This window comes from Pedobacter frigiditerrae, from assembly GCF_032678705.1.
Lineage (GTDB): Bacteria > Bacteroidota > Bacteroidia > Sphingobacteriales > Sphingobacteriaceae > Pedobacter > Pedobacter frigiditerrae_A.
The window spans coordinates 2571151-2597298 of the sequence record NZ_JAVTSS010000001.1 but is presented as its reverse complement, the minus strand read 5'-3'; the positions used below and the strand labels follow the sequence as shown (position 1 = coordinate 2597298).

Below are 26148 nucleotides of genomic sequence, written 5' to 3'. Positions count from 1 at the left end.
GGTTAGGGGGTTGTATTTAAATATCTTCTGCTGTAAGTAATTCCCATTAAATCATAGCGCTTAAACTGTGTCTTTAAACGTCTTAAAAAATCAGGATAGTTTTTGCCTTGTTTCGGGCTCCAAAGAATTTCGCTTAAAGCATCCAATCTTGGGAAAATTTGGTATTCTATTTTTTTAGGGTTAGCTACATATTCTGACCAGAGATTGCCTTGTCCGCCCCAAACATATTTGGCTTGTTCAACACTCAATTCTGTCGGAACAGGTTCATAATTATATACAGTTTCTAATGGAAGGTATTTGTTAGCAGCTAGGCTATCATCCTGTAAAAATTGCTTATGATTAAAGTACATCATATTTTCTGGTGTCATGATAACTTTATGATTTTGTTTTGCTGCTGCAATGCCACCTTTTTCACCTCTCCAACTCATTACAATAGCATTTGGTGCTAAGCCACCGTCTAAAATCTCATCCCAACCGATAATAGTTTTTCCCTTGCTATTTACAAATTTCTCAATGCGATGAATGAAATAACTTTGTAACGCACTTTCGTCTTTTAGGTTATTGGCTTTCATAATTTGTTGAGTAACTGGAGATTGTTTCCACCATACTTTTGAGCCTTCGTCTCCTCCAATATGAATGTACTGTGAAGGGAATAAAGCCATCACTTCTGTTAATACGTCTTCTAGAAATTTGAAGGTTTTTTCTGTCGGCTGAAAAACATTGTTGTACTTGTTCATCATTCCCCAAGTTTGCGCAACTTCATATTTTTTATTGGGTTCTGTTCCTAACTCTGGATAAGCAGCTAAAACAGCCATACTATGTGCGGGCATTTCAATTTCAGGGATAATGGTGATGTACCTTTTTGCAGCATAATCAATTACATCTTTAATTTCAGCTTGCGTATAATAACCACCGTGTTTAATGCCATCAGTTTTAATTACAGCATCTTTTGGGGTGATTTTAATGTCTGTTGGAAAAACTTCATACTTAATGCCTTCATTTCCTTTTCCTGGCCAAAGACCAATTATACTTCCATTTCTCCAAGCGCCAACTTCAGTTAGCTTTGGATATTTTTTGATTTCAATTCTCCAGCCATGATCATCAGTTAAATGCCAATGGAAATAATTCATTTTATGCAGGGCGAGATAATCGATGTATTCCTTAACTGTTGCCACATCAAAAAAATGGCGACTCACATCTAGGTGCATTCCGCGGTATTCGAATCGAGGATAATCTGTAATTGTAACAGCAGGTATTTTCAAGCTAGTCGCTTTTTCTGTTGGTAACAATTGGATTAAAGTTTGAATGCCATAAAATATTCCTGCATCTGATGAAGAAGTAATCCGGATTTCATCCTTTTTTATGTCTAGGATGTATGCATTTGGGTGCTCTTCCCCAAAAGATTCTCTAATTAAAATTAATCGTTTTTTTGTATCTGGATTTTTGCTTCTTTGTATATTGTATGTTTTTGACAAATAATCATAAAAATACTTGGCTACAGCATTACTTGCTTGTTCTTGAAATGTAGAATTTGTGATAAGCAATAAGTTATTATCCAAAGTAAATTCTTCGCTTTTTAAACCTTTAGTAATACTGACTGGCTTTGGGATAATATTTATTTCCTGAGCAAAAAGACTAAAGCTCAAGGAGAAAAGTAAAAAGCAAAAAATAAATTTCTTCATAACTGGATAAGTTTGATTTTCAAAAGTAGGAAAAATAAACCTCACCCTGTTAAAGCTATTGGTTAAACGCATTTCCTCTGTTTCCCTCTCCTTGAGGAAAGGGATTTGTAGGCAGAAGCCAAAGCACAAAACGTTGATAGGGTGAGGTTGCCAAGAACCACTTGCTTTCAATTATAAACCCGTCCCGATAGTTATCGGGAGGATGGATGCCTTTCTTCAAGGCAGGAAGGAAAGCGGGGCATGGGTAAGCGATGAGCAATGACATTCATTTTCTAATATTTACCATATAAGACATTTAAGGAAATATAAGGCATGGCTTCAATGAACTCATATTTCTTATATGGTTTAAATTCAACAATGAGATTGCCTCAGTCGATGAAAAATCTCCTTCGCAATGACGAATTTTTCTATAAAAAAATCCCGATAAGCATTGCCTATCGGGATTAAATTTATTTAGCGTTTAAAAAGCTTATTTTTTCTTTTTGCTTTCTTCGCCTTCCATTTGCTCTTTTAATTGAGCAAGAACGCTAAGATCACCTAAAGTAGATTTCTCTACAGAATCTTTCACTTTTTTAACTGCACTTACAGAAGCTTTAGCTTCTTTCTTTTTAGCATTTCTTTCTTCAGCAACTGCTTCAGCTTTAGCCTCTTCCCAAATGCGGGCGTGAGATACAACGATACGTTTAGCATCTTTGTTAAACTCAATGATTCTGAAATCATTAGTTTCTTCAGCTTTGATTACAGAACCGTCTTCTTTAGCCATGTGTTTAGTTGGTACGAAACCTTCTACACCGTATGGTAAAGCAATAACAGCACCTTTATCAGTTACTTTAACTACTGTACCTGTATGAACTGAATCAAGGGTAAAGATAGTTTCAAAAGTATCCCAAGGGTTTTCTTCTAATTGTTTGTGACCTAAAGATAATTTGCGGTTTTCAACATCAAGTTCTAAAACTACAACATCTAATGTATCACCAACTTTAGTGAATTCGTTAGGGTGGTTAACTTTTTTGCTCCAAGATAAGTCAGAAATGTGGATTAATCCGTCAATTCCTTCTTCAATTTCAACAAATACACCGAAGTTAGTCATGTTTTTAACAACAGCTTTGTGTTTGCTTCCAATTGGATATCTCTCAGCAACATTACCCCAAGGATCTTGAGTTAATTGTTTAATACCTAAGCTCATTTTACGCTCATCTCTGTCTAAAGTTAAAACTTCAGCTTCGATTTCGTCGTTAACTTTCAAGAATTCTTGAGGTGAACGTAAGTTTTGTGACCAGCTCATTTCTGAAACGTGGATCAAACCTTCAACACCTGGAATGATTTCTAAGAAAGCACCGTAATCAGCAACAGTAACAATTTTACCTTTAACTTTAGAACCAACAGCTAAGTTAGCATCTAAATTTTCCCAAGGGTGAGGAGTTAATTGTTTTAAACCTAAAGCGATACGTTTTTTCTCATCATCAAAGTCTAAAACAACAACGTTGATTTTTTCGTCTAACGATAATACTTCTTTTGGATGCTCTATGCGGCCCCAAGAAATATCAGTAATGTGAAGTAAACCATCAACACCACCTAAATCGATGAACACACCGAAATCAGTAATGTTTTTAACAGTACCTTCTAATACTTGACCTTTTTCTAATTTAGAAACGATTTCAACTTTTTGGCTTTCTAAATCGTCTTCAATTAAGATTTTGTGTGAAACTACAACGTTTTTAAATTCGTGGTTGATTTTTACAACTTTGAATTCCATTGTTTTACCAACGTAAACATCGTAATCACGGATAGGTTTAATGTCGATTTGTGATCCTGGTAAGAATGCTTCTACACCCATGATGTCAACAATTAAACCACCTTTAGTACGGCTTTTCACGAAACCATTAATAATGGTATCATTGTCAAGCGCAGCGTTGATGGTTTCCCAAGAACGTTGTGTTTTTGCTCTCTTGCGAGATAAAATCAACTGACCATTCGCATCTTCTGGAGCTTCTACGAAAACATCCACTGAATCGCCAATTTTCAAATCAGGTGTATCTCTAAACTCTGAAGTAGAAACTAAACCGTCAGATTTGAAACCTACGTTTAATACTACGTCTTTGTTGTTGATTGATACAACGATACCACTAATGATTTCGCCTTGAGTGATTTGGTTGAAAGTATCTGTATACATATCTTCAAACTTTTTACGGTCTGCGTCACTGTAGTTACCAAATACTTTATCATCTGCATCCCAATCAAAATCTTGATCTGGTGTCGCTAATGATGATTTGATTTGTTCGATAGAAACCGAATCAGCTTCTGACTCAATTGTTTCTTTCTCGGTTAGACGAGCGTCTGCACCTTGTAATTCGGCATTTGTTGCCGCTAGTTCTTTTTCTGCTACTTGTTTTTTAGCCATTAATTAATAATCTCCTTTGTTCCCTATTTAGGGACTGCAAAGGTAGAAATTTCTTTTTAAATAGAAAAGAAATTTTTAATTAATGTTGCTGATATTAAGCGATTTATAATTCCCCTCCCTCGGAGGGGTGCCTGAAAGGTGGGGTGGTTATTGCCTGAAAACATTTAAATAAACATTTTTTGAAAAGGAAGTTCAGTGGCATTGATTAATGTTAGTCCCGCTTTTCGTTGCAATCTTTTTTTCAAAAAGGATTTTCACTTCAATCGGGTTTAGAAAACTTAAGAAAGTGCTAAAGGCAAAACCTTTATAGCGTCCTGTAAACAGTTAAAATAACTAATTCTTTTTAAACGTTCCTCTGGTAAAGCCCTCACCAATTAAGGTATTATTATCTCTAATTAATAAGAGAATGGTGTTTTCTTGTTGCTTAAACTTAATCATGTCACCTTCCACATCATATTTTGTGGTTACCAAGGTATCCGTATAACTATCTTCTATCACAACAGCATTTTGGGGTTTAAATTCAAATGACTGGTAATCTCCATCGCCAATGCTCACGTATTTTCCAGAAACAGATTTCTCTACCATAAAATTTAGGTAACTTAAATAACCTACTGCTAAAATTAAGCAGGTAGAAATTCCCATTAGCACTTTGCTGTTCAGGAATTTAAAAACGCAAAACAGCAAGCCAATCATTACTAAAACTACAAAACAGATGAAATAGATTTTTGAGTTATCAGTGCCAACTTTTTGTTCTACCAAAACTTTTGGAGCTTGTGCTTGGGTTTGTGCAGAAGGTACGGGAGATATTCTGGTTAAATATTCCTTGCTAACCCAGCCTTCGCCGTTGGTAACCTTTATTTTAAAAAATTTGGCATCTGTAAGGGAATCTAAAACTTGAACATTTTCATCCTGCGGTACAAAGCCAATTTTTTTGCTAGTTGGGTCTTTTGTTTCTCTAACATTTAATTTATCAGCTGTAACCTTGTACAAATCTTGAGCATCAACGCTAAAAGAAAAAAGAACTAAAGAAATCAGCAGGAAAAAAAATCTATTCATCATTATTACATTTTTTGGCATCAGTGGTTAAAAGATGCCTTTGGAATTGTTTGCAAACTTATGAAACCTCTGTTAAAAGTCTCAATAAATTAATCAACATTTAGTTTGATGAAAGGTTTTAACGATATTAAGTTAGTTGAACTGATAGATCGCTACGGCTAGAGCAAAGTGCTGCTAGCATCTTTTTTATTGATGAATCCTATATATCTTGAATCCGCTGCATTGGATCTATTGTCGCCTAAAACAAAATAATTATCTTTTGGAACTATGACTGGGCCGAAATGATCAGCATTGTATTTTTTACCCCACAAATCACTTATTTGCTCATTTTCTTCAGCTAATTTGGTCACCTCTCGCTTATTTTCAAAATTCAACTTTTTAGCAAGGGAATTTTCAAGGTTAACATTATAAGTTGTATCGTTAACCCGCGTATAATTGTCTAAATTAATTTCTAGATTAACTATTTTATTAAACTCAGTTTTTGATAAAATATAGGGATGTTTCGTCTCAAAATTTTCAAAAGCCATTTTATCATTAATCAGCAATTGTCCATTTCTAATCTCTACTTTATCACCTGAAATTCCACATATTCTGTAAATTATCAATTCCTCATCTTTTTTGATGGTTATAAAGTCAAATAATTTTGGCATTTTTAAGTTAGATGTTACGATTAATTGACCAAGAACTAAATTAGGTTCGTTTGCAGATGATGCAACTTTATAAGTATTAATGATGCCTGTAACTCTAATTATAACCCATAATGTAATAAGAAACGCTACAACACAGATTAATATAATCGGTTTTTTCATTATTGCCTATTCCTCTTTCAACTTAGCCAAAATCTTCTCCAACTTCACTTTGTCTTTTGAATAACTAGCTAAATCGAAAAGTGCTACTTTTCTAAATTCAATTGGGTGACTTTCACTCTGTAAGGAAATGTATCCGCTAGTTAAACGTTTTCCATCTTGTTTAACTTTAGGGTCGAAATTACTTACGCTGCCACCTCCAACTTGAGGTTTTGTGTAGGTTAACACTAATTCTTTATTTACGTAATGTTTAATCACAGAATCTCCTAAAACCAGAAACTCTGCTGTAACCCATTGTTCGCCATGAAAGGTTTTAGAATTAGACTCTAAACAGTGAGCTACCGTCAATTTATCATCCATATAAATAGTAGTGCCTGGGGTACAAACATTACTGGTATGGCGTTCGTGAGTGCCGTCGCCACCTAATAATTGTCCTTCAATAGAAATAGGGAAGTCTTGGTCTTTCAACATTGTTTTTGGGTCTTGACCGTGTAGCATGGCGCCGCTATTTCTAGTTGCCCAACCTTCACCACCTTTAGCTTGATCGCCAACAAAACGATATTCTACCTTTAATAAATAATAAGAAAATGGTTTTTTATAATGAATATGTCCGTATTGTTTGTCGAAATTTTCGTACCCATCATAACTTACTTTCATGACACCGTTTTCTACCCTGAAAGTGTTTGCATAATTCTCGCCAACTTCATGTTTGGCAATTTTAACAGTCCAATCTTTTAAATCCTTACCATTAAATAGGTTTATCCAGCCTTTTTGAGCTTGACAAGCTGAAGTGCAAAATAGAAGAGAGGCGAGGGTTAATAGTCTTAAATAGGAATTTGGTTTCATGCGATTATATTTCGCAGCAAAATACCAAATTATTTAATAAGGTGGGTGAGATTAAATTTTTTCTAGAAATGGCTTTACTTTTTCTAAGGCAAAATCAAGTTGTTCTTCTTGGGTAAGGTCGGTGTTATCTAAAATAATAGCATCTTCAGCTCTAACTAATGGGCTTTCTTTTCTTGTAGTGTCTGCGTAATCTCTATGAGCCAGGTTTTCAAAAACCTCTTCTAAAGTAGTCACATCATCACCTTTGGATAACAATTCTTTATGCCTGCGTTCAGCTCTTATTTTCGGGTCGGCAGTCATGAAAAATTTAACTTGGGCATCTTCAAAAACAGCAGTTCCAATATCGCGGCCATCCATTACTATGTTTTTAGATTTGCCCATTCTTTGTTGCTGTTTCACCATGTCATGACGAACTTGCTTATTTGCCGAAACCTCACTAACGTTTTCAGAAACTGGCATTTGTCTAATTTCTTCGGAAACTTCTTCGCCGTTTAAAAGGATATGAGATTCGTAATCTCTCGAATGAAAATTTAATTCGATATGGTGTAGCGCATCATTAATGGCTTCTTGATTGGTCATATCAACTTTGTTGCGAATAAAGAACAAAGTAACTGCTCTATACATTGCGCCACTATCGATATATATAAAACCTAATTTTTTTGCCAGTGCTTTTGCCAAGGTACTTTTTCCGCAAGAAGAATAGCCATCGATTGCTATAACCAGATTTTTTCTCATGTGAAACAAAGATAATAATCATTGTTGAAATTGTATGGCTAAATTGTTGCATGAAAATTTGTACAGTTCTCCGTTAGGCAGAGGCACAATTTAACAATAGGATAATTCTAATTATCTTTACACTATGACACCCACTAAAGAAGAATTAACTAAGGAAATCACTTTTAAAACATCTCGGAGCGGCGGAAAGGGTGGGCAAAACGTAAATAAGGTTTCTAGCAAGGTTGAACTCATTTTTAATGTACGAGAAACTTTGTTATTTAATGAGGACGAAAAAGCTTTATTACTAGAAAGATTAAAAACGAAAATAGATACCGAAGGTAATTTGCATATAGTTTCTCAAGTTGATAGAAGTCAGCTGGCTAATAAAGAAATTTCAATTACCAAGTTTCTTGATTTATTAGAAAAATCATTAACCGTTCAAAAGAAACGGAAACCAACCAAAACCCCAAAGGCTGTAATAGCAAAAAGATTGGCTAATAAATCTGTAACCGCTGCTAAAAAGCAGAATAGAGCAAAGCCAACTGTAGATTAAAACCTATAATACATCGCTATCGTTCCATACTGATGCGCTTTTGCATTGCTCTTCACCTCTTTAGATTTAAATAGTACACTATAATCAAAAGTAAAACGAGGTGTACTGTAGTTAAAGCCTAATTGTTGTGCAAAAACTAGCGGTTTCGAATCAAAAGTTACCGGACTATCATCGTTAAACATACTTCCTTGGATGGTAGCATCATAAGCCACAAAGTTAATTTGGGGCTTTGCATAAAAGAAAATCTCTTTTTTAACCAGTTTTTCTGTTTTAGAGTTATTGCTTATTACCGAATTGGTAGCTGCAGAGTTGAATAATTGATTAATACTACCTGCTCTAAATAATATTCCTGCTCCAGCTCCACTATAAGTTGTTCCTACATTTGCATATCCTTCAAAAGAGAAGTCTACATCTTTTTTTGCAGAGCGATGTAATAACTGCGTGTATTGGGCAGAAAGGTTTGCAGCTAACTCATTTTTGATTTGATATTGCCAACCATCAATGGTGTAAAACCCAACAATATCGTGTAAAAGTTGTTGAGCTTCTTTTCCTAAAGCATCTGGTCCAATTGTACCAACTTCTAAACCTGCCTTTAAAATGCTTTCTTTTTTATAAAATAGATTAATATTTCCGCCAGCATACAAATAACCTGCAAAAGGTCTGTCTTGAGTTTTTGGGTCGGGTCTATAACCAGAAATTGGGTTATACATTTTCTGACCAGCAGAAATTTCGTAAGTTAATTTCTCTAATTTTTCTCCAAGCTTTTTTTGGTCGGTAGCGTGACGAAAATAGATAAACAAACCATTGGTGTAATAACGATCCTGCCCGTAAAATAGATAAGCATCATTATCACTTTTAAACCCAAATTCGCTCTTTTGTTCTTGAGCAAAGCTGCAAACGCTTGTTGCAAAAATTAGTAGGATAGCAAACGTTAATTTTTTAAGCATTTTGTTGAATTGGTGCTTGATTGTTTTTAATAGTTAAATCTAGCGGATTTTTAACTTTATCTTTCATCAAAGCCAATTCAATTACCTCTTTCATTTCGGTAACATAATGGAATTGAAGGTCTTTAATATAGTCTTCTTTGATTTCTAAAATATCTTTTCTATTCGATTTGCAAAGAATGATTTGTTTGATATTTGCCCTTTTAGCAGCTAAAATCTTCTCTTTAATTCCGCCTACTGGTAAAACTTTCCCACGTAAGGTTATCTCACCAGTCATTGCTAAATTAGATTTTACCTTGCGTTGTGTAAAGGCAGATGTTAATGCGGTTAACATGGTGATACCAGCAGATGGGCCGTCTTTCGGCGTAGCACCAGCAGGAACGTGAACGTGGATATCAAAATGATCAAATAGGGCATTATCAATTCCAAATAAACCTGCATGTGCTCTAAGATAAGCTAAAGCGATAATTGCCGATTCTTTCATTACATCGCCAAGATTACCAGTTAGGGTTAATTTTCCTTTACCTGGGCTTAAACTTGCTTCAATAAATAGAATATCTCCACCAACAGAAGTCCATGCTAAACCAGTTACCACACCAGCAACTTCGTTTCCTTCGTAAGCATCTTTATCATAAATAGGAGCGCCTAGAATGCGTTCAACATCTGCTAAATTTAATGTTGATTCATAAGGTTCTTCCATCGCAATTTTTGTTGCAATACCTCTTACTAACGAACCAATTTTTTTCTCTAGACCACGTACGCCACTTTCACGAGTATAGTCTTCAATCACTTTTTCGATTAAAGAACTTTTTAAAGTGATGTCTTTATTCTGTAGACCATGTTGTTCTTTTTGCTTAGGCAATAGATATTTTTTAGCAATCTCTATTTTCTCTTCAATTGTATAACCATTAACTTCAATAATCTCCATGCGATCTAAAAGCGCTGGTTGTATTGAGCTTAATGAGTTTGCGGTGGCGATGAAAAGCACATTAGATAAATCGTAATCAGCTTCTACATAATGGTCGTTAAAGGCATTATTCTGTTCTGGGTCTAAAACTTCAAGCAAAGCTGATGAAGGATCTCCTCTAAAATCAGACCCTACTTTATCTATTTCATCCAATACAAAAACAGGGTTCGCGGCACCAGCTTTTTTAATAGATTGAATAATGCGACCAGGCATTGCCCCGATGTAGGTTTTTCTATGTCCACGAATCTCAGCTTCATCTCTAACTCCACCCAATGCCATACGAACATATTTACGATTAATGGCTTTAGCGATAGATTTTCCCAACGATGTTTTACCAACTCCTGGAGGGCCAACCAAACAGAGAATAGGCGCTTTCATGTCTTTTTTTAATTTCAAGACTGCCAAATATTCAATGATACGTTGTTTGACTTTTTCAAGACCAAAATGATCTTTATCTAGGATTTTTTGTGCACGTTTTAAATCGAAATTATCTTTAGTAAAATCGCCCCAAGGTAAATCCAATAACAATTCTAGATAATTCATTTGGATAGAATAATCTGGTGCTGCAGGATTCATTCTTCCTAATTTTTCTAATTCCTTAGCAAAATGATCAGCTACGGCTTTCGCCCATTTTTTCTTTTTTGAACGTGTTTGTAAAGCCTCGTATTCTAAATCAGATGAATTTCCACCTAATTCTTCTTGAATGGTTTTTAACTGAGCATTTAAGAAGTAATCACGTTGTTGCTTGTCTAAATCAATACGAACCTTTGATTGGATTTGATTTTTTAACTCTAACATCTGTAATTCAGTTGTTAGCAAATCCATCACCATTTCTGCACGTTTGCGCAAGTTGCCCATTTCAAGCATTTTCTGCTTGTCGGCAACATCTGCATTCATGTTAGAAGAAATGAAATTGATTAGAAATGAAGTGCTTTCAATATTTTTTAAAGCAATTCCTGCTTCACTAGGAATATTCGGTGAAAGCTGGATGATCTGTGATGACATCTCTTTAATAGAGGCCACAAGATTTTTAAATTCTTTATCGGCTTTATGTTTGGTTTCCGTGAATTTGGCAATAATAACCTTGATATATGGCTCAGATTGTACTTCCTCCACTAGTTGGAAACGTTGTTTGCCTTGGATAATTACCGTCGTATTTCCGTCTGGCATTTGCAACATTTTGATAATATGTGCTACCGTTCCCACACTGTTCAATTCATCAAAAGTTGGGTCTTCAATAGAAACATCTTTTTGAGAAACTACTCCAATAATTCTATCACCCTTATAAGCTTCCTTAATTAGTTTGATAGATTTATCTCTTCCAACGGTAATTGGAATAACAACACCTGGAAATAAAACTGTATTTCTAAGTGGTAAAATTGCAAGAATTTCAGGTGTTTCTTCATTGTTCATCTCATCTTCGTCTTGTTGAGACATTAATGGGAAAAACTCAGTATCTTCATTTATAATTGGTAGTGCTTGACTAAAATCAAATTGATCTTTGCTCATTAAGTGGGCCTTTATTTAAATATAGTAAACGACAAACTGACAGCATTGTCGTTATAAAAGTATTAATTAATTGTTGATTGGTGTAATTTCAACTCTTGTGCCAAAAACATAAATTTATATTGTTCCTGTTAAAAAGTCAGCCCTAAAAAATACTTGCTTATCATATTTAACTTTTTTTAACGTTAAGCATATTAATTACAAGTGGTATGATAGTTGTATATTAGTGTCGATATTACAAAATACTAATTGAATTTGTAATTTTAATTAAATAGAACGTTTGATGAATTATTTTAAGAAAATAGCTGCATTGTTTTTATTTCTTTCGGTTTCCGTGTCAACATTTGCTCAAGGTAATTTTGAGAAAATGGGAATGCAAGCCTTTTTGAAATATGATTATAAAACTGCTGCAGCACAATTAGAGAAGGTAGATAGCAATGGTCCTAACTATGCAAATGTGTTAAAAACCTTAGGTTATTCATATTTTCAGTGTGGCGATTTTGAAAAAGCAATAACTGCGTATAGTAACCTAATTGTGTTAAAGCCTAACGACTATTCTGCTTATTATTATAGGGGTAAAGCAAGGCTGAATATTGCAAATGCCCCAAAGGAATCTTTAAATCAGATGAGAGAAAGTTTTTATACTTCAGCCATTAAAGATTTTTCGAAAGCCATAGAAATAAATGGTGAAGAAGATACCCAGATATTGCAAAATAGGGGTATTGCCTACAAGGATTACGCAATTTTTAAATCTTATAAAATTAAAAAATCAACCGAAAAAGCAGCTTGCTTGGCAATATTTAATAATGCGACAAACGATTTTAAAAAGGTTTTGACCTTACAGCCTTCAAGAAAGGATATCCTTGATTTGATGGATTATGTTAAAGCTCAAGTTGCAAGTTTGAAATAAGGTATAAAAAACAATAAAAAAAGTCTCGTTGAGTTTTCAACGAGACTTTTTTTATTTAAACTTTCCAGTAATGCTATATTGCCTAGTTGCCATTAATTTAATGTGTTGTGTCTTCTTAATTTTATAAACACTATCTGGATAGTAACTCAAGCTATCTTGAGAAGTATAGAGGTCGTTAACGTTTGTGATGTAAACTTTAATAGATGTTAACCTATTGTTCTCTAATGACACTTCTAGTTTTTTAACAGGAATTTTATCACTATGAGAAGTATAGGTTGTTTGACCTCCACTCTTAGCTATATTAAAAGAACCTTTCCATGAGGCTTTATTTATATCGGCATCAATAAATGATTTAAATTCCTGCTCCCAGTTTTTAATATTGATGTTTTTTTGCTCTTCTTTTCCATTTATAAAAACAGTTTTATTTAGACTGGGATTTTCTTTTGATAAGCGTATCGCCTCCTTTTTAAAATAACCTGCTAAATCAAAATAAGTAGTTATAACACTAGCTTTTTCCTTTTCTTTTAAATTACAAGAAACACCTAAAAGAACTACTAAACAACAAAGGCCAAGTTTTTTCATTATACCAAACAATTCCCTGTCATAATTTCTGGGATCTCAATGCCCATAATTTTTAATACGGTAGGTGCCACATCACCTAATTTGCCATCTGCAATAGATTTGTAGTCGTTATCTATTAATATGCAAGGAACTAGGTTGGTAGTGTGTGCGGTATTCACGGATCCATCTGCATTAATCATATATTCAGAGTTTCCATGGTCGGCTAAAATGATGAACGAATATCCATTTGCTATACCTGTTTTTACCACTTGTTCGGCACAAGCATCTGCAGTTTCTACAGCTTTTACAACAGCTTCAAAAACTCCCGTATGGCCAACCATATCTGGATTTGCGAAGTTTAAGCATACGAAATCTGGCCACCCACTTTCTAGTTCCTTATTTATCGCCTCAGTTATTCCAGCTGCACTCATCTCTGGTTGTAAATCATAAGTAGCTACTTTTGGAGATGGAACTAAAATTCTTTTTTCATTTTCAAATTCTTTCTCTCTTCCGCCTGAAAAGAAAAAAGTTACATGAGGATATTTTTCTGTTTCCGCTATGCGTATTTGATTTTTATGATTTGCTTCTAAAACTTCGCCTAAAGTATTCGATAAATCATCCTTAGTGAAAACAACATTTACTTTATCAAAACTTTCATCGTAAGTTGTCATTGTAACATAGTACAAAGGCAATTTTTTCATTTCAAATTCTGGGAAATCCTTCTGACTTAAAGCAGTTGTAATTTCTCTGCCTCTATCAGTTCTGTAATTGAAACAAATTACAACATCATCAGCTTTAATTGTAGCTGTGGGTGCGCCGTCCTCATTGGTAATTACTATTGGTTTTGTAAACTCGTCAGTTATACCTTCATTATATGATTTTTGGATTGCAGATTCGGCATTGCTAGCTTTTTCCCCAACACCATTTACCATCACATCATAAGCAAGCTTAACTCTTTCCCAACGGTTGTCTCTGTCCATTGCAAAATAACGACCAATAACGCTTGCAATTTTACCAGCCGAATTTTTTAAATGATTATTTAAAGTTGATATAAAGCCTAAGCCCGAATTCGGGTCGGTATCTCTTCCATCTAAAAAAGCATGAATAAAAACATCTTTTAATCCTTTTTCATTAGCGGCATCACATAATGCCATTAAATGATTAATATGTGCATGTACACCACCGTCTGATACTAAACCTATAAAATGTACAGCTTTATTATTTTCTTTCGCATAATTAAATGCATTAACTAAGATTTCGTTACTGTGTAAAGTTCTATCTGAAATCGCTTTATTAATTCTTCCTAATTCTTGATATACCACACGACCTGCACCCAAATTCATATGTCCAACCTCTGAATTTCCCATTTGCCCAACTGGTAAACCAACAGCTTCTCCAGATGCTTCTAGTTTAGAATTAGGATAATTTTGAATCATTGAATCAAAAAATGGAGTATTTGCTACGTAAGCAGCATCAGATTTATCTTTTTTCCCGTAGCCCCAGCCATCAAGAATTAACAATACAAGTTTCTTAGTAGTCATTAGTTTTTGTTATAAATGGAATTAATAAAGCAAAATTTTAAATATTTAGACTTTTGCTTATCATTGCAAATATAAGGTATTGGGCCCTTAAAGGAAAGTATTTAAACATTATGATTTATAAGTGGCATAATTTTCGCTTGAAATAAATAGTTTTTAACACACATGATAAAACATTTACTCGCTTTATTTGTTATAGTGCTCAATTTTTCGTCAAATAATGGGCCACAGGTCGATATTATTGATGATTTATCGACTTATTTTAAATCCGGCAACTCTAAGGATATTGCCAAAAATTTTGCATCGTCTGTAGAGTTAATTGTAATTGACCAAGAAGATGTATATAGTAAAGCACAGTCTGAACAAATTTTAAGAGATTTTTTCATAAAAAATACACCAAGTAAATCCACAATAATTCATCGTTTAAGTAGCAATCCAAATTACCGTCATTGTATATTATCATTAAATACAAAAAATGGAAAATTTCGGGTTACTATCACGATGAATCTTAAAAAACCATCTAATGCTTTCTTAATCACTGAATTAAGAATTGAAGCAGACAAGGAATAGTTAATTAAGCAGTAAATTCTTATTTTTGAAGAAAATTTACTGCTTTGGATAAACAAATCGTCGACCTATTTATCAAGAATGCCATTGCCGAAGATGTTGGTGATGGAGATCATACTTCCCTTTCTACCATACCAAAAGATACACAAGGCAAGGCTAAACTCATTGTAAAAGAAGATGGTGTATTAGCTGGAGTAGAGCTAGCGATAGAAATCTTTAATCAAATAGATCCTGCCTTAAAAGTCGATGTTTTAATTAACGATGGTGCCATTGTTAAATATGGAGAAATTGCCTTAACAGTTGAAGGTAGTACCCACTCAATTTTACTGGCAGAGCGATTGGTGTTGAACTGTATGCAAAGGATGAGTGGCATCGCAACTAAAACCAATCGTATTGTACAATTATTAAAGCCATATAAAACTCAAGTTTTAGACACAAGAAAAACAACACCTGGTTTAAGATATCTTGAGAAATGGGCGGTCAAAATTGGGGGTGGAGTTAATCATCGTATCGGTTTATATGATATGATATTGATTAAAGATAATCACGTTGATTATGCAGGAGGAATTGCGAATGCAATTATTGCTGCAAATGCATACCTAAAAATTACTAATAGGAAACTAGCAATAGAGATAGAAGTTAGAAATTTAACAGAGTTGAATCAAGTTTTAGCCCAAGGCAATGTTGATCGTATCATGTTAGATAATTTTCCAATACCACTATTAAAAGAAGCTATTGCTCTAATTAATGGAAGATTTATTACTGAAGCATCTGGAGGAATTGTAGAAGAAAATGTAACTGACTATGCAGCTTGTGGAGTTGATTATATTTCTATGGGCGCTTTAACACATTCTGTTAAAAGTTTAGACTTAAGTTTAAAAGCATTTTAATTCATATAAATTCGACCGTCTTGAAACTGTTTTTTTTAGTATAATTGTAGGTTATGATTTCGATCTACTCTATTTCAGCTCTAATTGTTGCCTATCTTCTTGGTTCTATACCTTCTGCGGTATGGTTTGGTCAAGCTTTTTACGGTGTTGATGTTAGGGAATATGGAAGTGGAAACGCTGGCGCAACAAATACCTTTAGAGTACTAGGGAAAAAGGCAGGTATCATTGTGATGTTCTTGGATATTTTTAAAGGATATACAGCAACAAAACTTGCTTTTTTTATTGGCCTATCCGTTACAGGCCCCCAAAACTCTACCCAATTTGTTAACTATGAATTAGCTTTAGGCGTAATAGCTGTTATGGGGCATTTATTCCCAGTATTTGCAGGTTTTCGGGGTGGAAAAGGGGTAGCTACGCTTTTTGGGATGATTTTAGCAGTTAATCCTACTGCTGCTGGACTATGCGTTCTCGTATTTGTAATTGTTTTGTTGTCAACAAAATATGTCTCTTTAAGTTCTATTTGTGCTGGTTTCACCTTTCCCATAGCTACAGTATTCGTTTTGCAAACCTCCATTAAATCTGAAGTACTTTATGGGATTTGCGTATGCCTTTTAATATTGGTTACTCATCAAAAAAACATTGAACGATTGCTAAAAGGTAAAGAATCTAAAGTCTACCTGTTTAAGAAAAAACAGAGTTGAGAAATGTTTTTCAAACTTTGAGGCATACTATTTGTTAAGTAGAAAATGTGATTAACAAATAATTAATACGCTCAAAAAATAATATGAAAAAATTAATGATTCTAGGTATTGCTACAAGTTTGGTAGTAATTTCCTCATGTTCTACTGTTCCCTTGACAGGTAGAAGCAGACTAAGTTTGGTAGATGACTCTCAATTGCAACAACAAGCAGCAATTGGTTACCAGCAATTATTGAGTGATCCGAGTACCAAAGTTGTGTCTACCAATTCAGCAAATACTCAGATGGTTAAAAGGGTTGGAGCAAAAATAGCTGCGGCAGTAACTCAATATATGAATCAAAATGGATTTGCCGACCAGATTAAAAGTTACAAATGGGAATTTAATTTAATTGAAAGTAAAGAAATTAATGCTTGGTGCATGCCCGGTGGAAAAGTTGCAATCTATACAGGAATTTTGCCAGTTACAAAAGATGAAGCTGGTTTAGCTACGGTAATGGGCCATGAAATTGCACATGCCATTGCACAACACTCTGCAGAAAGAGCATCGCACATGACTGCTGCACAAGTTGGTAGTGCTGCTGTTGGTGTTGCAACCAGCAATTCAAAATACGCTGACTATATCAATCAGGCTTATGGTATTGGCGGACAATTGGTAATTTTAAATTACGGAAGAAACCAAGAGTTAGAGGCTGATAAAATGGGACTTTCATTCATGGCTATGGCTGGGTATAATCCTAGCACTGCAGTTGGTTTTTGGCAAAGAATGGCTCAAGCTAGTTCTGGAGCAGCTAAACCACCTGTATTTTTAAGTACGCACCCTTCTGATGATCAAAGGATTGCAAGAATACAAAGAGATTTGCCAGAGGCGATGAAATACTATAAAAAATAAGATTGAAGGCATAAAGGTGGAGGGTTTCTACTCTCCACCTTTTTTATAGATATTCTTTCCACTTTGTCAATCTTTTACAGATTGACAAAGTTTATTATATATTTAAACATTTATTGAAATTATAGTTTTAAACAATTAAGACTAGATTTAATTCCCCCCTAAACCCTAAACCCTAAACCCTAAACCCTAAACCCTAAACCCTAAACACTAATTCTGACCTAAAACTTTCAGAATTGCAGAAGCTTTCAATAAACATTCTTCATATTCATCTTCAGCTCTTGCTGCATAAGTAATTGCTCCTCCAACTTGGAAAGAAAGATATTTTTTTGCGGAATTATACAGTATGCTGCGGATGATTACATTAAAGTCGAAATCTCCATCAGGGCTTATGCAACCAAATGACCCAGAAAATGCACCTCTTTTACTTTTTTCATAAGTATCTATTAATTGCATGGCCTTAATTTTTGGTGCACCCGTCATTGATCCCATTGGAAATGTATTTTTGATGGCATCCACAAAATGAACTTCAGGCTTAAGCTCACAACTAATAGTTGATATCATTTGGTGAACTTGAGGAAATGTATAAATGCCAAATAATTCATCAACCTTAACAGATCCCTTAACCGCACTTTTGGTCAAATCATTCCGTACTAAATCAACAATCATTACATTTTCTGCCTGCTCTTTAGTGCTAGATTTTAAGTTAGTCTTGATTTGTTCATCTTCAATTAAATCTGTACTCCTTTTTGCTGTTCCCTTTATGGGTTGAGATATTAATTGATTCCCTCTTTTACAAAGAAATCTTTCAGGCGTAGCAGATAAAATATATTGATCGTATATTTTAAAAAATCCTGCAAACGGTGTTGGAGATAACTCATTTAATTCTTGATAAACCGATAAGGGATTAATTTTTGCATTATTTGCGAAAAACTCTTGGCAGAAATTAACTTCATAGATATCGCCACGTTTAATGTGTTCTTGTAGTTTTTCAACTGTATTGATATAAGTTTTTTTATCAAAACGACTTTCGATTCTAATGTCAGTTTTTGCAGAAAAATTAATTATAGAAACTTTGTTTATTGTTTCTATAATTTCTTCATCACCTTTTAATACTTTAATTTCATCGCCCTGCAATGCAATTAAATACTTAGGTATAAAGAAGTATAAATCTGGAAAGTCTAATTGATCTTTATGATTTGTGATAAGTTGTTCTGTTTCATTTTTAAGCTCATAACTTAATAAGCCAAACATCCAATCTTTACTGCTATCATAGAATGATTTAAGGTTTGAAAATGCCTTGCCTGCACTGACTTTAATTTCTTCTTGTATGCCAAATGAAATTAAACAATCATATTGAGAATAGAGATCTCTATAATTATTAGAATCTAAGCAACAGCAAACTTCAAAAGTAGAAGCTAACTGCATTGCTTTTTGTTTGAATAAACTAATAGCCGTTTTGTTCATTATATGGCAAAGATAAAAATGAGATTTGGTTATGGGTTACGTTTTATATTTATATCTTGAGTAAATTTTAAAAGCATATTATTTATGAAAAAAGGGTATTTATTTGTCTTCATTTTTACTTTTCTATGTTTCAATTCATATGCCCAGCAAAATATAGAGCATAAAGGCTATGAAGAATTTAAAGAATATAGAAATTCAAACGAAAACAAACCTAAATATCTTGCCAAAATGTTAACCATTTTAGCAGACTCCAGTAAGCTAACCAATAAGCAAATTGTTAATGTCCAATATCATATTGGTAGATTATTTGAGGAAACAGGAAAACCTGATAGTGCAATTGTTTATTATGATGAAATGCTTAAAAGGGAACCTAATTATGAAGTAGTACATAGGGCACTTGGATTTGTTTATTTGGCAAAGACCAAAAATTTTGTGCATGAGATGAACATGGCTACCAAAGAGAAAAATGTAGATGCAAATGCTAAAGCATATGCCAATTATAAAAAACTGGTTTTAAAAGCTATTCCTCATTTAGAAAAATATCAAGCTTGTAGTCCAGACGAGGAAACATTACTTATAATTGGGAACCTGTATAAAAGTATAAGAGACACTCAATCAATAACAACAATAGAGGCCAGATTAAAGGCTCTTAGTTTAAATTGTGTTTCTTTATTAGAAGATGAATAATTATTTATTTAGATCCAAAAAGTTCATCTAACATTTCGAATATTTCTACTTTGTTAATTGGTTTTGAAATATAGTTTGTAAACCCTTCGCTAAGTATTTTTTCTTTATCTTCTGTAGAAGAATAGGCTGTATTGGCAATTATTGGAATAGTTTGATTAAAGGTTCTAATAATACTAAAAGCTTCAAATCCATCCATTATTGGCATTTTAATGTCCATAAAAATTAAGTCGATATTTGGGTTTTCTTTACAAGTATCAACGGCTACTTTTCCGTTAACAGCTCTTAAGATATTGTAATTTTTTAATAAGAGTATTCTTTGTAATAGCATAAAATTGATGTCGTCATCTTCTGCTATTAGGATAGTTTGATTGGTAATTATCTCACTTTTTTGAGCTTCTTCTTTTACATTCATGTTTAGTTTTGTTTCATCATATTTTAAAGGGATGGAAAAAGAAAATTTGGAGCCTTTGCCTACGGTCGAATCCACATTAATAGTACCGCCTAATAATTCCACATATGCTTTAGTAATGGATAAGCCTAATCCTAATCCGCTAACTTGAACAGAGAATTTGTCTTCAATTCTTCTAAATCGGTCAAAAATAATTTGAATGTTATCTTTTTCTATACCTTGGCCAGTATCTTTTACCCAAAACTCTATAGTTTCTGCTTGTTCATTTACGTAGTAACCTATACTTACAGTTCCAGTGATAGTGAATTTTAACGCATTTGTAACTAAATTTGTTAGAATTTGCTTCAATTTAACTTCATCTGTTAAGACTTTTGTTTTTGGTTTTGATAAGCTTTCTTGGATTAAGAATTGTAAATCCTTTTCTTCTGGTACAGTTATTTTTATAGAATTATATAATTCATAAATACATTTTTCTAAGTCAATTGCCTTATAATTTGGTGTAATCAGTTTAGAGTCAATTTTAGACATTTCTAATAAATCTTCTATAATTGAAGTTAAATTTTTCCCGCTATTTCTAATGATTTTGAGGTATTCGTTTCTATCTTTTATGCCAAGATTGGGGTCTATTAACAAATCACTAAATCCCATAATGGCATTCATTGGTGTTCTAATTTCATGAGATAAATTAGCAAGAAAGGAAGATTTTAATTTGTCGCCTTCTTCGGCCTTTTGCTTAGCAATTTCTAGCTCTTTTCTTTGATTATTATTTTCTTCAAAGAGATTACTGATATGAATAAACTCTCCCCTAATATTTCTTAGGTTGTTTATCGATTTCTCATCTTTAGTTTCTAGAATGTTTGTTATTAAGTCTATTGGCCTATAAACCCATTTTCTATAGTAATAGAGATAAACTAATAGGTTAATTATTGTGGCAATTATTATGGTAATTAATATCTTTTTTGAAGTGATGAAATTTAAATGAAATGGTCGTTCAAAAACAATATTTGATACGGTCTCATTTTGTAGGTCATTTAGGTTTAAATTAACATAAATAGCATCTTTATCTGCCTCATTGACTTTAAATTCTTGAACAATTTTTATTTTCGAGCTTGTGATTTTTTCAAGATTTTTAATGAAATCACTACCTAAAATTCTGGCCATAAAAAAGTAACCAGAAGGTTTAAATTTGTTTTTATGTAAATCGCTAGAAGGATGTATGGTTGCTCCAAAAACCTCTAAAATACCTTGGGGAACTTTTTTATAATACCTTACAAGTTTATCCTTATACAGCTTATTTATTACTCCTTGAGGAAGCTCACCGATGCTTTCCAGTTTCTTGGAAGTTGTTTTGCGTATTAATTGGTTGTTGAGGGTATATACTCCGATAAAATCCGCATCATAAGTAGGAAACTGACTTTGTACATATTCTTTATACCACTTTTCATCTTTTGTTTTAAGGAAAGTAACTAATTCGTCCCAAAAAGTTACATCTACAATTGCTGCAATGTGAGTTTTAGAATTTAAGGTAAAAATTGAATTTACCTCATTTTCATATTCCTTAGATGCTGCATTGTATACCTGTTTTTCTTGTTTAATTGTATAAAAATAGAGACTGCAAAAAAGAATAAAAAACAACCCGCTTGTAGCTAGAATTAATAGCAATAAGCGTTGATAGGTATTTAAGCTAGAGATAATTCGCATTAACTTATGACAACTTTTAGGAATAAATATAAAAGATATAATGATTAATCCTACTAAGATTAAAACTCATTAGATAAAATAAATCCCCTTGTTTTTTCAAGGGGATATTTATATTATTTTAAAGTTAAAGTCTGTGTCCTGTCAGGCCCAACAGAAAGATATTTTATCGGCACTTCTAGTTCTTTTTCTAAGAAAGCAATATAATCAGCCAGTTGGCTAGGCACTTGTTCAATTGATCTAATACCTGTTAAATCTGTTTTCCAGCCTTCAATAGCTTTTAAAACTGGTTTAGGCTCAATAGAAATGATGTCATAAGGCATGTAATCAATTGTTTCGCCATTGTGCTCATAATGTGTACAAGCATAAATGGTATCAAAACCATCCAATACGTCTGCTTTCATCATGATCAACTCTGTTACGCCATTTAACATGATAGCATATTTCAAAGCAGGCAAGTCAATCCATCCGCATCTGCGAGCTCTACCTGTAGTAGCACCAAACTCATGACCAATTTGACGAAGATTTTCCCCCACCTCATTGTCAAGTTCAGTAGGGAACGGACCACCACCAACACGAGTACAATAAGCTTTAAAAATCCCGAAAACATCACCGACTTTATTAGGAGCAATACCTAAACCAGTACAAGCACCTGCAGTCGTGGTATTCGATGAGGTAACAAAAGGGTAAGAACCAAAGTCAACATCTAATAAAGTTCCTTGAGCGCCTTCTGCTAAAACTTTTTTGCCAGCTTTTAAGTAACCATTTACAAAGTGTTCACTATCTACGTGAGGAATGTTTTTTATAAATTCTATAGCTTCAAAAAATGCAGCTTCTTTTTCAGTTAAATCATATTCAAACTCATAGTGAGAAAGAATTTCTTTATGTTTTTCTACTAACTTGGTATAACGAGCTTTAAAATCTGGCAAGGTTGTATCGCCAACACGTAAACCGTTACGGCCAGTTTTGTCCATATAAGTTGGACCAATACCTTTTAAAGTAGAACCGATTTTACCAGCGCCCATTTTTTGTTCATTTGCAGCATCAAGTAGTTGGTGAGTAGGTAAAATTAAATGTGCTTTACGAGCAATTACCAATTTACCAGTTGCTACCGGATCATGTCCAGCTTTTTTTAAATTATCTAATTCTCTTTTTAAAATAATTGGATCAATAACAACACCATTACCAATTAGGTTCATGATGTTTTCATTAAAAATTCCAGAAGGGATAGTGTTAAGTACAAATTTTTTGCCATCGAACTCTAAAGTGTGACCAGCATTTGGACCACCTTGGAAACGTGCTATCATATCATATTGTGGACTTAATACGTCAACAATTTTACCTTTACCTTCGTCGCCCCATTGTAGGCCTAGTAGTACGTCTACTTGCGTCATTATTTTAAATTAGAATATATTTATATTGGATGATTAGTTTGTATTTTGTTTTTGTGAAGCGACAGATTTAATAGTAGCGGCTGCGCTACAATCAAAACAGACTCCATACATATTTAGGGAATGATGTTTAATGTCGAATTTTAATAAATCGCCAACCATACTTTGAATTTGATGGATACGTGGGTCGCAAAATTCTACCACTTTACCACAATCAATACAAATAACATGGTCATGTTGGTGGTAACCATAAGATTTTTCGAATTGTGCCATATTTTTACCAAACTGATGTTTAGTAACTAAATCACATGAAACCAACAATTCTAAGGTATTGTAAACTGTTGCCCTGCTAACGCGATATTTTTGATTTTTCATGTGGATATAAAGAGTCTCCACATCAAAATGGTCATTTCTAGAATAAATCTCTTCCAGAATGGCAAAACGCTCAGGGGTTTTTCTTAAGTTTTTATTTTCGAGATAGGCTTCAAATATTTTTCTAACCAACTCACTAGTATTCTGTTCAGACATAGTTTTAAACTCCTCTCCAAAGGTAGGTAAATGATTACACCGATTAAAATGATTACACCGATTAATAATTAACAAAATGTAAAGATTGTTGATTACTTCTTATTGTTTAATTGTTGTATTGCTAAATTGTTATTGTGCAAATTGAAACTCTCAATTGAAAATAGTGAACTGCTAATTCTACTTTGCATCAAATCTTGTTACACCAGTTACGCCTTTTACTTCCAATAAATTCTTAATTAGGTTATCCAAATGCTCTTTATCGTTAACAAAAATCATAATCGAGCCATCAAAAATTCCATCATTGGTATCTACAGTTATAGAACGCATGTTAACTTTAAAATCGTTTGAGATCACTTTGGTAATGTTGTTAATTAATCCAACATCATCTATTCCTATAATATGTAATCCTGTTAAGAAAGTAAGTTCTTGTTGGCCATTCCATTTCGCTTTTACAATTCTATAGCCGTAGTTTGCCATCAGCTGTGCTGCATTGGGACAATTTGTTCGGTGAATTTTTATTCCTTCACTTACCGTTACGAAGCCAAAAACATCATCCCCAGGGATAGGGTTACAACAAGCAGCCAATGTGTAGTCTATTTTTTGTAAATCCTCACCAATTAATAACGTATCTGAGCCTGGTCCTTTAACCTTATTTAATAAGGCCTCAACATTTTTATTGTCAGGTTTAAAATCATTGCCACGATTTTCTATTTCCTTTTCACTTGATAAATATTCCTTTAAATCCTTCAATTCAATTTTTCCATTCGCTACTGCGATAAAAAGGTCTTGATTTGATTGAAGCTTGAAGTAATAAGTAAGCTTATTTAGGTTATCGGTGTTATACGTGATTTTTAAAGATTTGAGCTTTCTTTCTAAAGTTTCCTTCCCATTTTCTGCTACTTTTCGCTTTTCTTCTTTTAGAGATGATTTTATTTTAGACTTAGCCTTAGCGGTAACAACAATGTTTAGCCAATCTTCTTTTGGAACTTGCTTGCCTGAGGTAATAATTTCAACCTGATCGCCATTCTGCAATTTATGAGAAAGCGGAACCAGTTTATGATTTACCTTGGCACCAATACATCTAGCTCCAACATCGGTATGTATTTCAAAAGCAAAATCTAAAGCGGTTGCACCCAAAGGCAATTGTAATAATGCACCTTTTGGCGTAAAAATGAAAATCTCATCAGAGAAAAGGTTCATTTTAAAATCATCCAAAAAGTCTAATGCATTTGCTTCAGGATTGCTGAGCATTTCCCTTACTTTCTGGATCCATTGATCTAAACCGTTATCGTTACTCGATTCTTTGTATTTCCAATGTGCTGCAAAACCTTTTTCAGCAATCTCATTCATCCTTTGTGTACGAATTTGAACTTCAACCCATTGCCCTTTTGGTCCCATTACAGTGGTATGCAGTGATTCGTAACCATTTCCTTTTGGTGATGAAACCCAATCTCTTAAACGATCGGGATTTGGTCGATATAGGTCAGTGACTATTGAATATGCTTTCCAGCAATCTGCTTTTTCGTGTTCTGGAGCACTATCTAAAATAACCCTAATTGCAAAAAGATCATAAACCTCATCAAAAGGAATGTTCTTCTTTTTCATTTTATTCCATATCGAATGGATGGATTTTGGGCGGCCAAAAATATTCGCTACTAAACCCTGTTCTGCTAAAATTTCATTTACTGGTTCAACAAAGGCCTTAATAAATGAATTTCGCTCTGCTTTTTTCTCATTTAGTTGGGTAGCGATAAATTTATAAGTATCTGGCTCCAAATACTTCATCGATAAATCTTCCAATTCAGATTTAATGGCATACAAACCTAATCTGTGAGCTAGAGGAGCATATAAATAAATGGTTTCTGATGCAATTTTCAGTTGTTTATGCCTAGGCATAAAATCCATCGTACGCATGTTATGCAAGCGATCGGCAAGTTTGATTAAGATTACACGAACATCATCTGCCAGTGTAAGCAGCATCTTTCTGAAATTTTCAGCTTGTAAGGAACTGTTGTAGTCAAAAACTCCAGAAATCTTGGTTAACCCATCAATAATTTTTGCTGTTTTTTTTCCGAATTCACGCTCAATATCTTCCAATGTGATGTCCGTATCTTCAACCACATCATGTAATAAGGCGCATACAATTGATGTGGTTCCCAAACCAATCTCTTCAGCGGCAATTTGTGCAACGGCAATAGGATGATAAATGTAAGGCTCTCCAGATTTTCTGCGCATATCTTGATGGCTTTCTAATGCCATCTCAAATGCTTTTCTAATTTCCTTTTTATCTCCTTTTTGTAATGTAGATTTAGACGCACGTAAAAGTGCCCGATACCTTTTTAAGATTTCTTGCTTTTCTGCCTCTATATCAATTACTAAAGTGTTCTTCATTTGTGTTTTCTAGGTAAATTTTTAGTATTTTTAACTATAAAAGATTAT

General features: G+C 33.7%; 22 protein-coding genes. 7 read left to right on the top strand and 15 right to left on the bottom strand.

Going from position 1 to position 26148, the window contains the following annotated elements; translation table 11 throughout:
• Positions 1–2 precede the first annotated feature (2 nt).
• From R2Q59_RS10405 to cmk, 6 genes are all read right to left on the bottom strand, one after another.
• Complete coding sequence (locus R2Q59_RS10405) at positions 3–1682, bottom strand: beta-N-acetylhexosaminidase (RefSeq protein WP_316785456.1); 1680 nt, start codon at positions 1680–1682, stop codon at positions 3–5.
• 469 nt (positions 1683–2151) lie between these two features.
• Positions 2152–4083 (bottom strand): 30S ribosomal protein S1, encoded by a 1932-nt coding sequence (gene rpsA, locus R2Q59_RS10400; RefSeq protein WP_316768550.1) that lies wholly within the window; start codon positions 4081–4083, stop codon positions 2152–2154.
• A gap of 333 nt (positions 4084–4416) precedes the next feature.
• Entirely contained in the window at positions 4417–5142 is a 726-nt protein-coding gene (locus R2Q59_RS10395; RefSeq protein WP_316785455.1) for an SH3 domain-containing protein, read from the bottom strand.
• 155 nt (positions 5143–5297) lie between these two features.
• Positions 5298–5948, bottom strand: coding sequence for a signal peptidase I (gene lepB, locus R2Q59_RS10390; protein WP_316768544.1), 651 nt, complete (start codon positions 5946–5948; stop codon positions 5298–5300).
• A gap of 6 nt (positions 5949–5954) precedes the next feature.
• Positions 5955–6791, bottom strand: a complete 837-nt coding sequence (locus R2Q59_RS10385) for a DUF1080 domain-containing protein (RefSeq protein WP_316785454.1) — start codon at positions 6789–6791, stop codon at positions 5955–5957.
• A 51-nt stretch (positions 6792–6842) separates the two neighbouring features.
• A complete protein-coding gene (gene cmk, locus R2Q59_RS10380; RefSeq protein ID WP_316785453.1) occupies positions 6843–7526 on the bottom strand; it encodes a (d)CMP kinase in 684 nt (227 codons plus the stop codon).
• A gap of 124 nt (positions 7527–7650) precedes the next feature.
• Between cmk and arfB the strand changes: the two genes are divergently transcribed.
• Positions 7651–8061, top strand: coding sequence for an alternative ribosome rescue aminoacyl-tRNA hydrolase ArfB (arfB, locus tag R2Q59_RS10375; protein ID WP_316785452.1), 411 nt, complete (start codon positions 7651–7653; stop codon positions 8059–8061).
• On the opposite strand, the gene R2Q59_RS10370 is transcribed toward arfB, so the two are convergent.
• Both R2Q59_RS10370 and lon read right to left on the bottom strand, forming a co-directional pair.
• Positions 8058–9008 carry a lipid A deacylase LpxR family protein gene (locus tag R2Q59_RS10370; RefSeq protein ID WP_316785451.1) on the bottom strand — a complete coding sequence of 317 codons (951 nt, stop codon included), beginning with the start codon at positions 9006–9008 and terminating at the stop codon, positions 8058–8060. The two genes, arfB and R2Q59_RS10370, sit on opposite strands and share 4 nt — an antisense overlap.
• Positions 9001–11481: an endopeptidase La gene (lon, locus tag R2Q59_RS10365; RefSeq protein WP_316785450.1), complete on the bottom strand. Its 2481-nt coding sequence runs from the start codon at positions 11479–11481 to the stop codon at positions 9001–9003. Before lon ends, R2Q59_RS10370 begins: the two co-directional genes overlap by 8 nt.
• A 280-nt stretch (positions 11482–11761) precedes the next feature.
• Between lon and R2Q59_RS10360 the strand changes: the two genes are divergently transcribed.
• Positions 11762–12388: a tetratricopeptide repeat protein gene (locus R2Q59_RS10360; RefSeq protein WP_316768533.1), complete on the top strand. Its 627-nt coding sequence runs from the start codon at positions 11762–11764 to the stop codon at positions 12386–12388.
• A gap of 51 nt (positions 12389–12439) precedes the next feature.
• Here R2Q59_RS10360 and R2Q59_RS10355 read toward each other — a convergent pair whose 3' ends face one another.
• Positions 12440–12970: a hypothetical protein gene (locus R2Q59_RS10355; RefSeq protein WP_316785449.1), complete on the bottom strand. Its 531-nt coding sequence runs from the start codon at positions 12968–12970 to the stop codon at positions 12440–12442.
• Positions 12970–14490 carry a 2,3-bisphosphoglycerate-independent phosphoglycerate mutase gene (gene gpmI, locus R2Q59_RS10350; RefSeq protein ID WP_316785448.1) on the bottom strand — a complete coding sequence of 507 codons (1521 nt, stop codon included), beginning with the start codon at positions 14488–14490 and terminating at the stop codon, positions 12970–12972. The genes R2Q59_RS10355 and gpmI overlap by 1 nt, the downstream gene beginning before the upstream one ends.
• Positions 14491–14652: 162 nt before the next feature.
• On the opposite strand from gpmI, the gene R2Q59_RS10345 reads away from it, so the two are divergent.
• From R2Q59_RS10345 to R2Q59_RS10330, 4 genes are all read left to right on the top strand, one after another.
• Positions 14653–15057: a DUF4783 domain-containing protein gene (locus tag R2Q59_RS10345; protein ID WP_316785447.1), complete on the top strand. Its 405-nt coding sequence runs from the start codon at positions 14653–14655 to the stop codon at positions 15055–15057.
• 44 nt (positions 15058–15101) lie between these two features.
• Positions 15102–15944 carry a carboxylating nicotinate-nucleotide diphosphorylase gene (gene nadC, locus R2Q59_RS10340; protein WP_316785446.1) on the top strand — a complete coding sequence of 281 codons (843 nt, stop codon included), beginning with the start codon at positions 15102–15104 and terminating at the stop codon, positions 15942–15944.
• A 53-nt stretch (positions 15945–15997) separates the two neighbouring features.
• Positions 15998–16645, top strand: coding sequence for a glycerol-3-phosphate 1-O-acyltransferase PlsY (plsY, locus tag R2Q59_RS10335; RefSeq protein ID WP_131554489.1), 648 nt, complete (start codon positions 15998–16000; stop codon positions 16643–16645).
• Between the two features lie 83 nt (positions 16646–16728).
• Positions 16729–17532, top strand: coding sequence for a M48 family metallopeptidase (locus R2Q59_RS10330; RefSeq protein ID WP_316768523.1), 804 nt, complete (start codon positions 16729–16731; stop codon positions 17530–17532).
• Between the two features lie 207 nt (positions 17533–17739).
• On the opposite strand, the gene R2Q59_RS10325 is transcribed toward R2Q59_RS10330, so the two are convergent.
• Positions 17740–18996: an anthranilate synthase component I family protein gene (locus R2Q59_RS10325; protein WP_316785445.1), complete on the bottom strand. Its 1257-nt coding sequence runs from the start codon at positions 18994–18996 to the stop codon at positions 17740–17742.
• Between the two features lie 84 nt (positions 18997–19080).
• Between R2Q59_RS10325 and R2Q59_RS10320 the strand changes: the two genes are divergently transcribed.
• Positions 19081–19683, top strand: a complete 603-nt coding sequence (locus tag R2Q59_RS10320; protein WP_316768519.1) for a hypothetical protein — start codon at positions 19081–19083, stop codon at positions 19681–19683.
• A 4-nt stretch (positions 19684–19687) separates the two neighbouring features.
• Here the strand turns inward: R2Q59_RS10320 and R2Q59_RS10315 are convergent, their stop codons facing one another.
• The 4 genes from R2Q59_RS10315 to R2Q59_RS10300 all read right to left on the bottom strand — a co-directional run bounded on the left by R2Q59_RS10315 (position 19688) and on the right by R2Q59_RS10300 (position 26100).
• Positions 19688–21793 carry an ATP-binding protein gene (locus R2Q59_RS10315; RefSeq protein ID WP_316768518.1) on the bottom strand — a complete coding sequence of 702 codons (2106 nt, stop codon included), beginning with the start codon at positions 21791–21793 and terminating at the stop codon, positions 19688–19690.
• A gap of 113 nt (positions 21794–21906) precedes the next feature.
• Positions 21907–23184, bottom strand: coding sequence for an adenylosuccinate synthase (locus R2Q59_RS10310; protein WP_316768517.1), 1278 nt, complete (start codon positions 23182–23184; stop codon positions 21907–21909).
• 33 nt (positions 23185–23217) lie between these two features.
• Positions 23218–23709 carry a transcriptional repressor gene (locus R2Q59_RS10305; protein WP_316768515.1) on the bottom strand — a complete coding sequence of 164 codons (492 nt, stop codon included), beginning with the start codon at positions 23707–23709 and terminating at the stop codon, positions 23218–23220.
• Between the two features lie 177 nt (positions 23710–23886).
• Positions 23887–26100, bottom strand: coding sequence for a bifunctional (p)ppGpp synthetase/guanosine-3',5'-bis(diphosphate) 3'-pyrophosphohydrolase (locus R2Q59_RS10300; RefSeq protein ID WP_316768513.1), 2214 nt, complete (start codon positions 26098–26100; stop codon positions 23887–23889).
• Between the last annotated feature and the right edge of the window lie 48 nt (positions 26101–26148).

What these genes read in the sequence shown, in the direction of transcription:
- R2Q59_RS10405 (WP_316785456.1), bottom strand. Translation starts at nt 1,682, where the DNA reads ATGAAGAAATTTATTTTTTGCTTTTTACTTTTCTCCTTGAGCTTTAGT.
- rpsA (WP_316768550.1), bottom strand. Translation starts at nt 4,083, where the DNA reads ATGGCTAAAAAACAAGTAGCAGAAAAAGAACTAGCGGCAACAAATGCC.
- R2Q59_RS10395 (WP_316785455.1), bottom strand. Translation starts at nt 5,142, where the DNA reads ATGATGAATAGATTTTTTTTCCTGCTGATTTCTTTAGTTCTTTTTTCT.
- lepB (WP_316768544.1), bottom strand. Translation starts at nt 5,948, where the DNA reads ATGAAAAAACCGATTATATTAATCTGTGTTGTAGCGTTTCTTATTACA.
- R2Q59_RS10385 (WP_316785454.1), bottom strand. Translation starts at nt 6,791, where the DNA reads ATGAAACCAAATTCCTATTTAAGACTATTAACCCTCGCCTCTCTTCTA.
- cmk (WP_316785453.1), bottom strand. Translation starts at nt 7,526, where the DNA reads ATGAGAAAAAATCTGGTTATAGCAATCGATGGCTATTCTTCTTGCGGA.
- arfB (WP_316785452.1), top strand. Translation starts at nt 7,651, where the DNA reads ATGACACCCACTAAAGAAGAATTAACTAAGGAAATCACTTTTAAAACA.
- R2Q59_RS10370 (WP_316785451.1), bottom strand. Translation starts at nt 9,008, where the DNA reads ATGCTTAAAAAATTAACGTTTGCTATCCTACTAATTTTTGCAACAAGC.
- lon (WP_316785450.1), bottom strand. Translation starts at nt 11,481, where the DNA reads ATGAGCAAAGATCAATTTGATTTTAGTCAAGCACTACCAATTATAAAT.
- R2Q59_RS10360 (WP_316768533.1), top strand. Translation starts at nt 11,762, where the DNA reads ATGAATTATTTTAAGAAAATAGCTGCATTGTTTTTATTTCTTTCGGTT.
- R2Q59_RS10355 (WP_316785449.1), bottom strand. Translation starts at nt 12,970, where the DNA reads ATGAAAAAACTTGGCCTTTGTTGTTTAGTAGTTCTTTTAGGTGTTTCT.
- gpmI (WP_316785448.1), bottom strand. Translation starts at nt 14,490, where the DNA reads ATGACTACTAAGAAACTTGTATTGTTAATTCTTGATGGCTGGGGCTAC.
- R2Q59_RS10345 (WP_316785447.1), top strand. Translation starts at nt 14,653, where the DNA reads ATGATAAAACATTTACTCGCTTTATTTGTTATAGTGCTCAATTTTTCG.
- plsY (WP_131554489.1), top strand. Translation starts at nt 15,998, where the DNA reads ATGATTTCGATCTACTCTATTTCAGCTCTAATTGTTGCCTATCTTCTT.
- R2Q59_RS10330 (WP_316768523.1), top strand. Translation starts at nt 16,729, where the DNA reads ATGAAAAAATTAATGATTCTAGGTATTGCTACAAGTTTGGTAGTAATT.
- R2Q59_RS10325 (WP_316785445.1), bottom strand. Translation starts at nt 18,996, where the DNA reads ATGAACAAAACGGCTATTAGTTTATTCAAACAAAAAGCAATGCAGTTA.
- R2Q59_RS10320 (WP_316768519.1), top strand. Translation starts at nt 19,081, where the DNA reads ATGAAAAAAGGGTATTTATTTGTCTTCATTTTTACTTTTCTATGTTTC.
- R2Q59_RS10315 (WP_316768518.1), bottom strand. Translation starts at nt 21,793, where the DNA reads ATGCGAATTATCTCTAGCTTAAATACCTATCAACGCTTATTGCTATTA.
- R2Q59_RS10310 (WP_316768517.1), bottom strand. Translation starts at nt 23,184, where the DNA reads ATGACGCAAGTAGACGTACTACTAGGCCTACAATGGGGCGACGAAGGT.
- R2Q59_RS10305 (WP_316768515.1), bottom strand. Translation starts at nt 23,709, where the DNA reads ATGTCTGAACAGAATACTAGTGAGTTGGTTAGAAAAATATTTGAAGCC.
- R2Q59_RS10300 (WP_316768513.1), bottom strand. Translation starts at nt 26,100, where the DNA reads ATGAAGAACACTTTAGTAATTGATATAGAGGCAGAAAAGCAAGAAATC.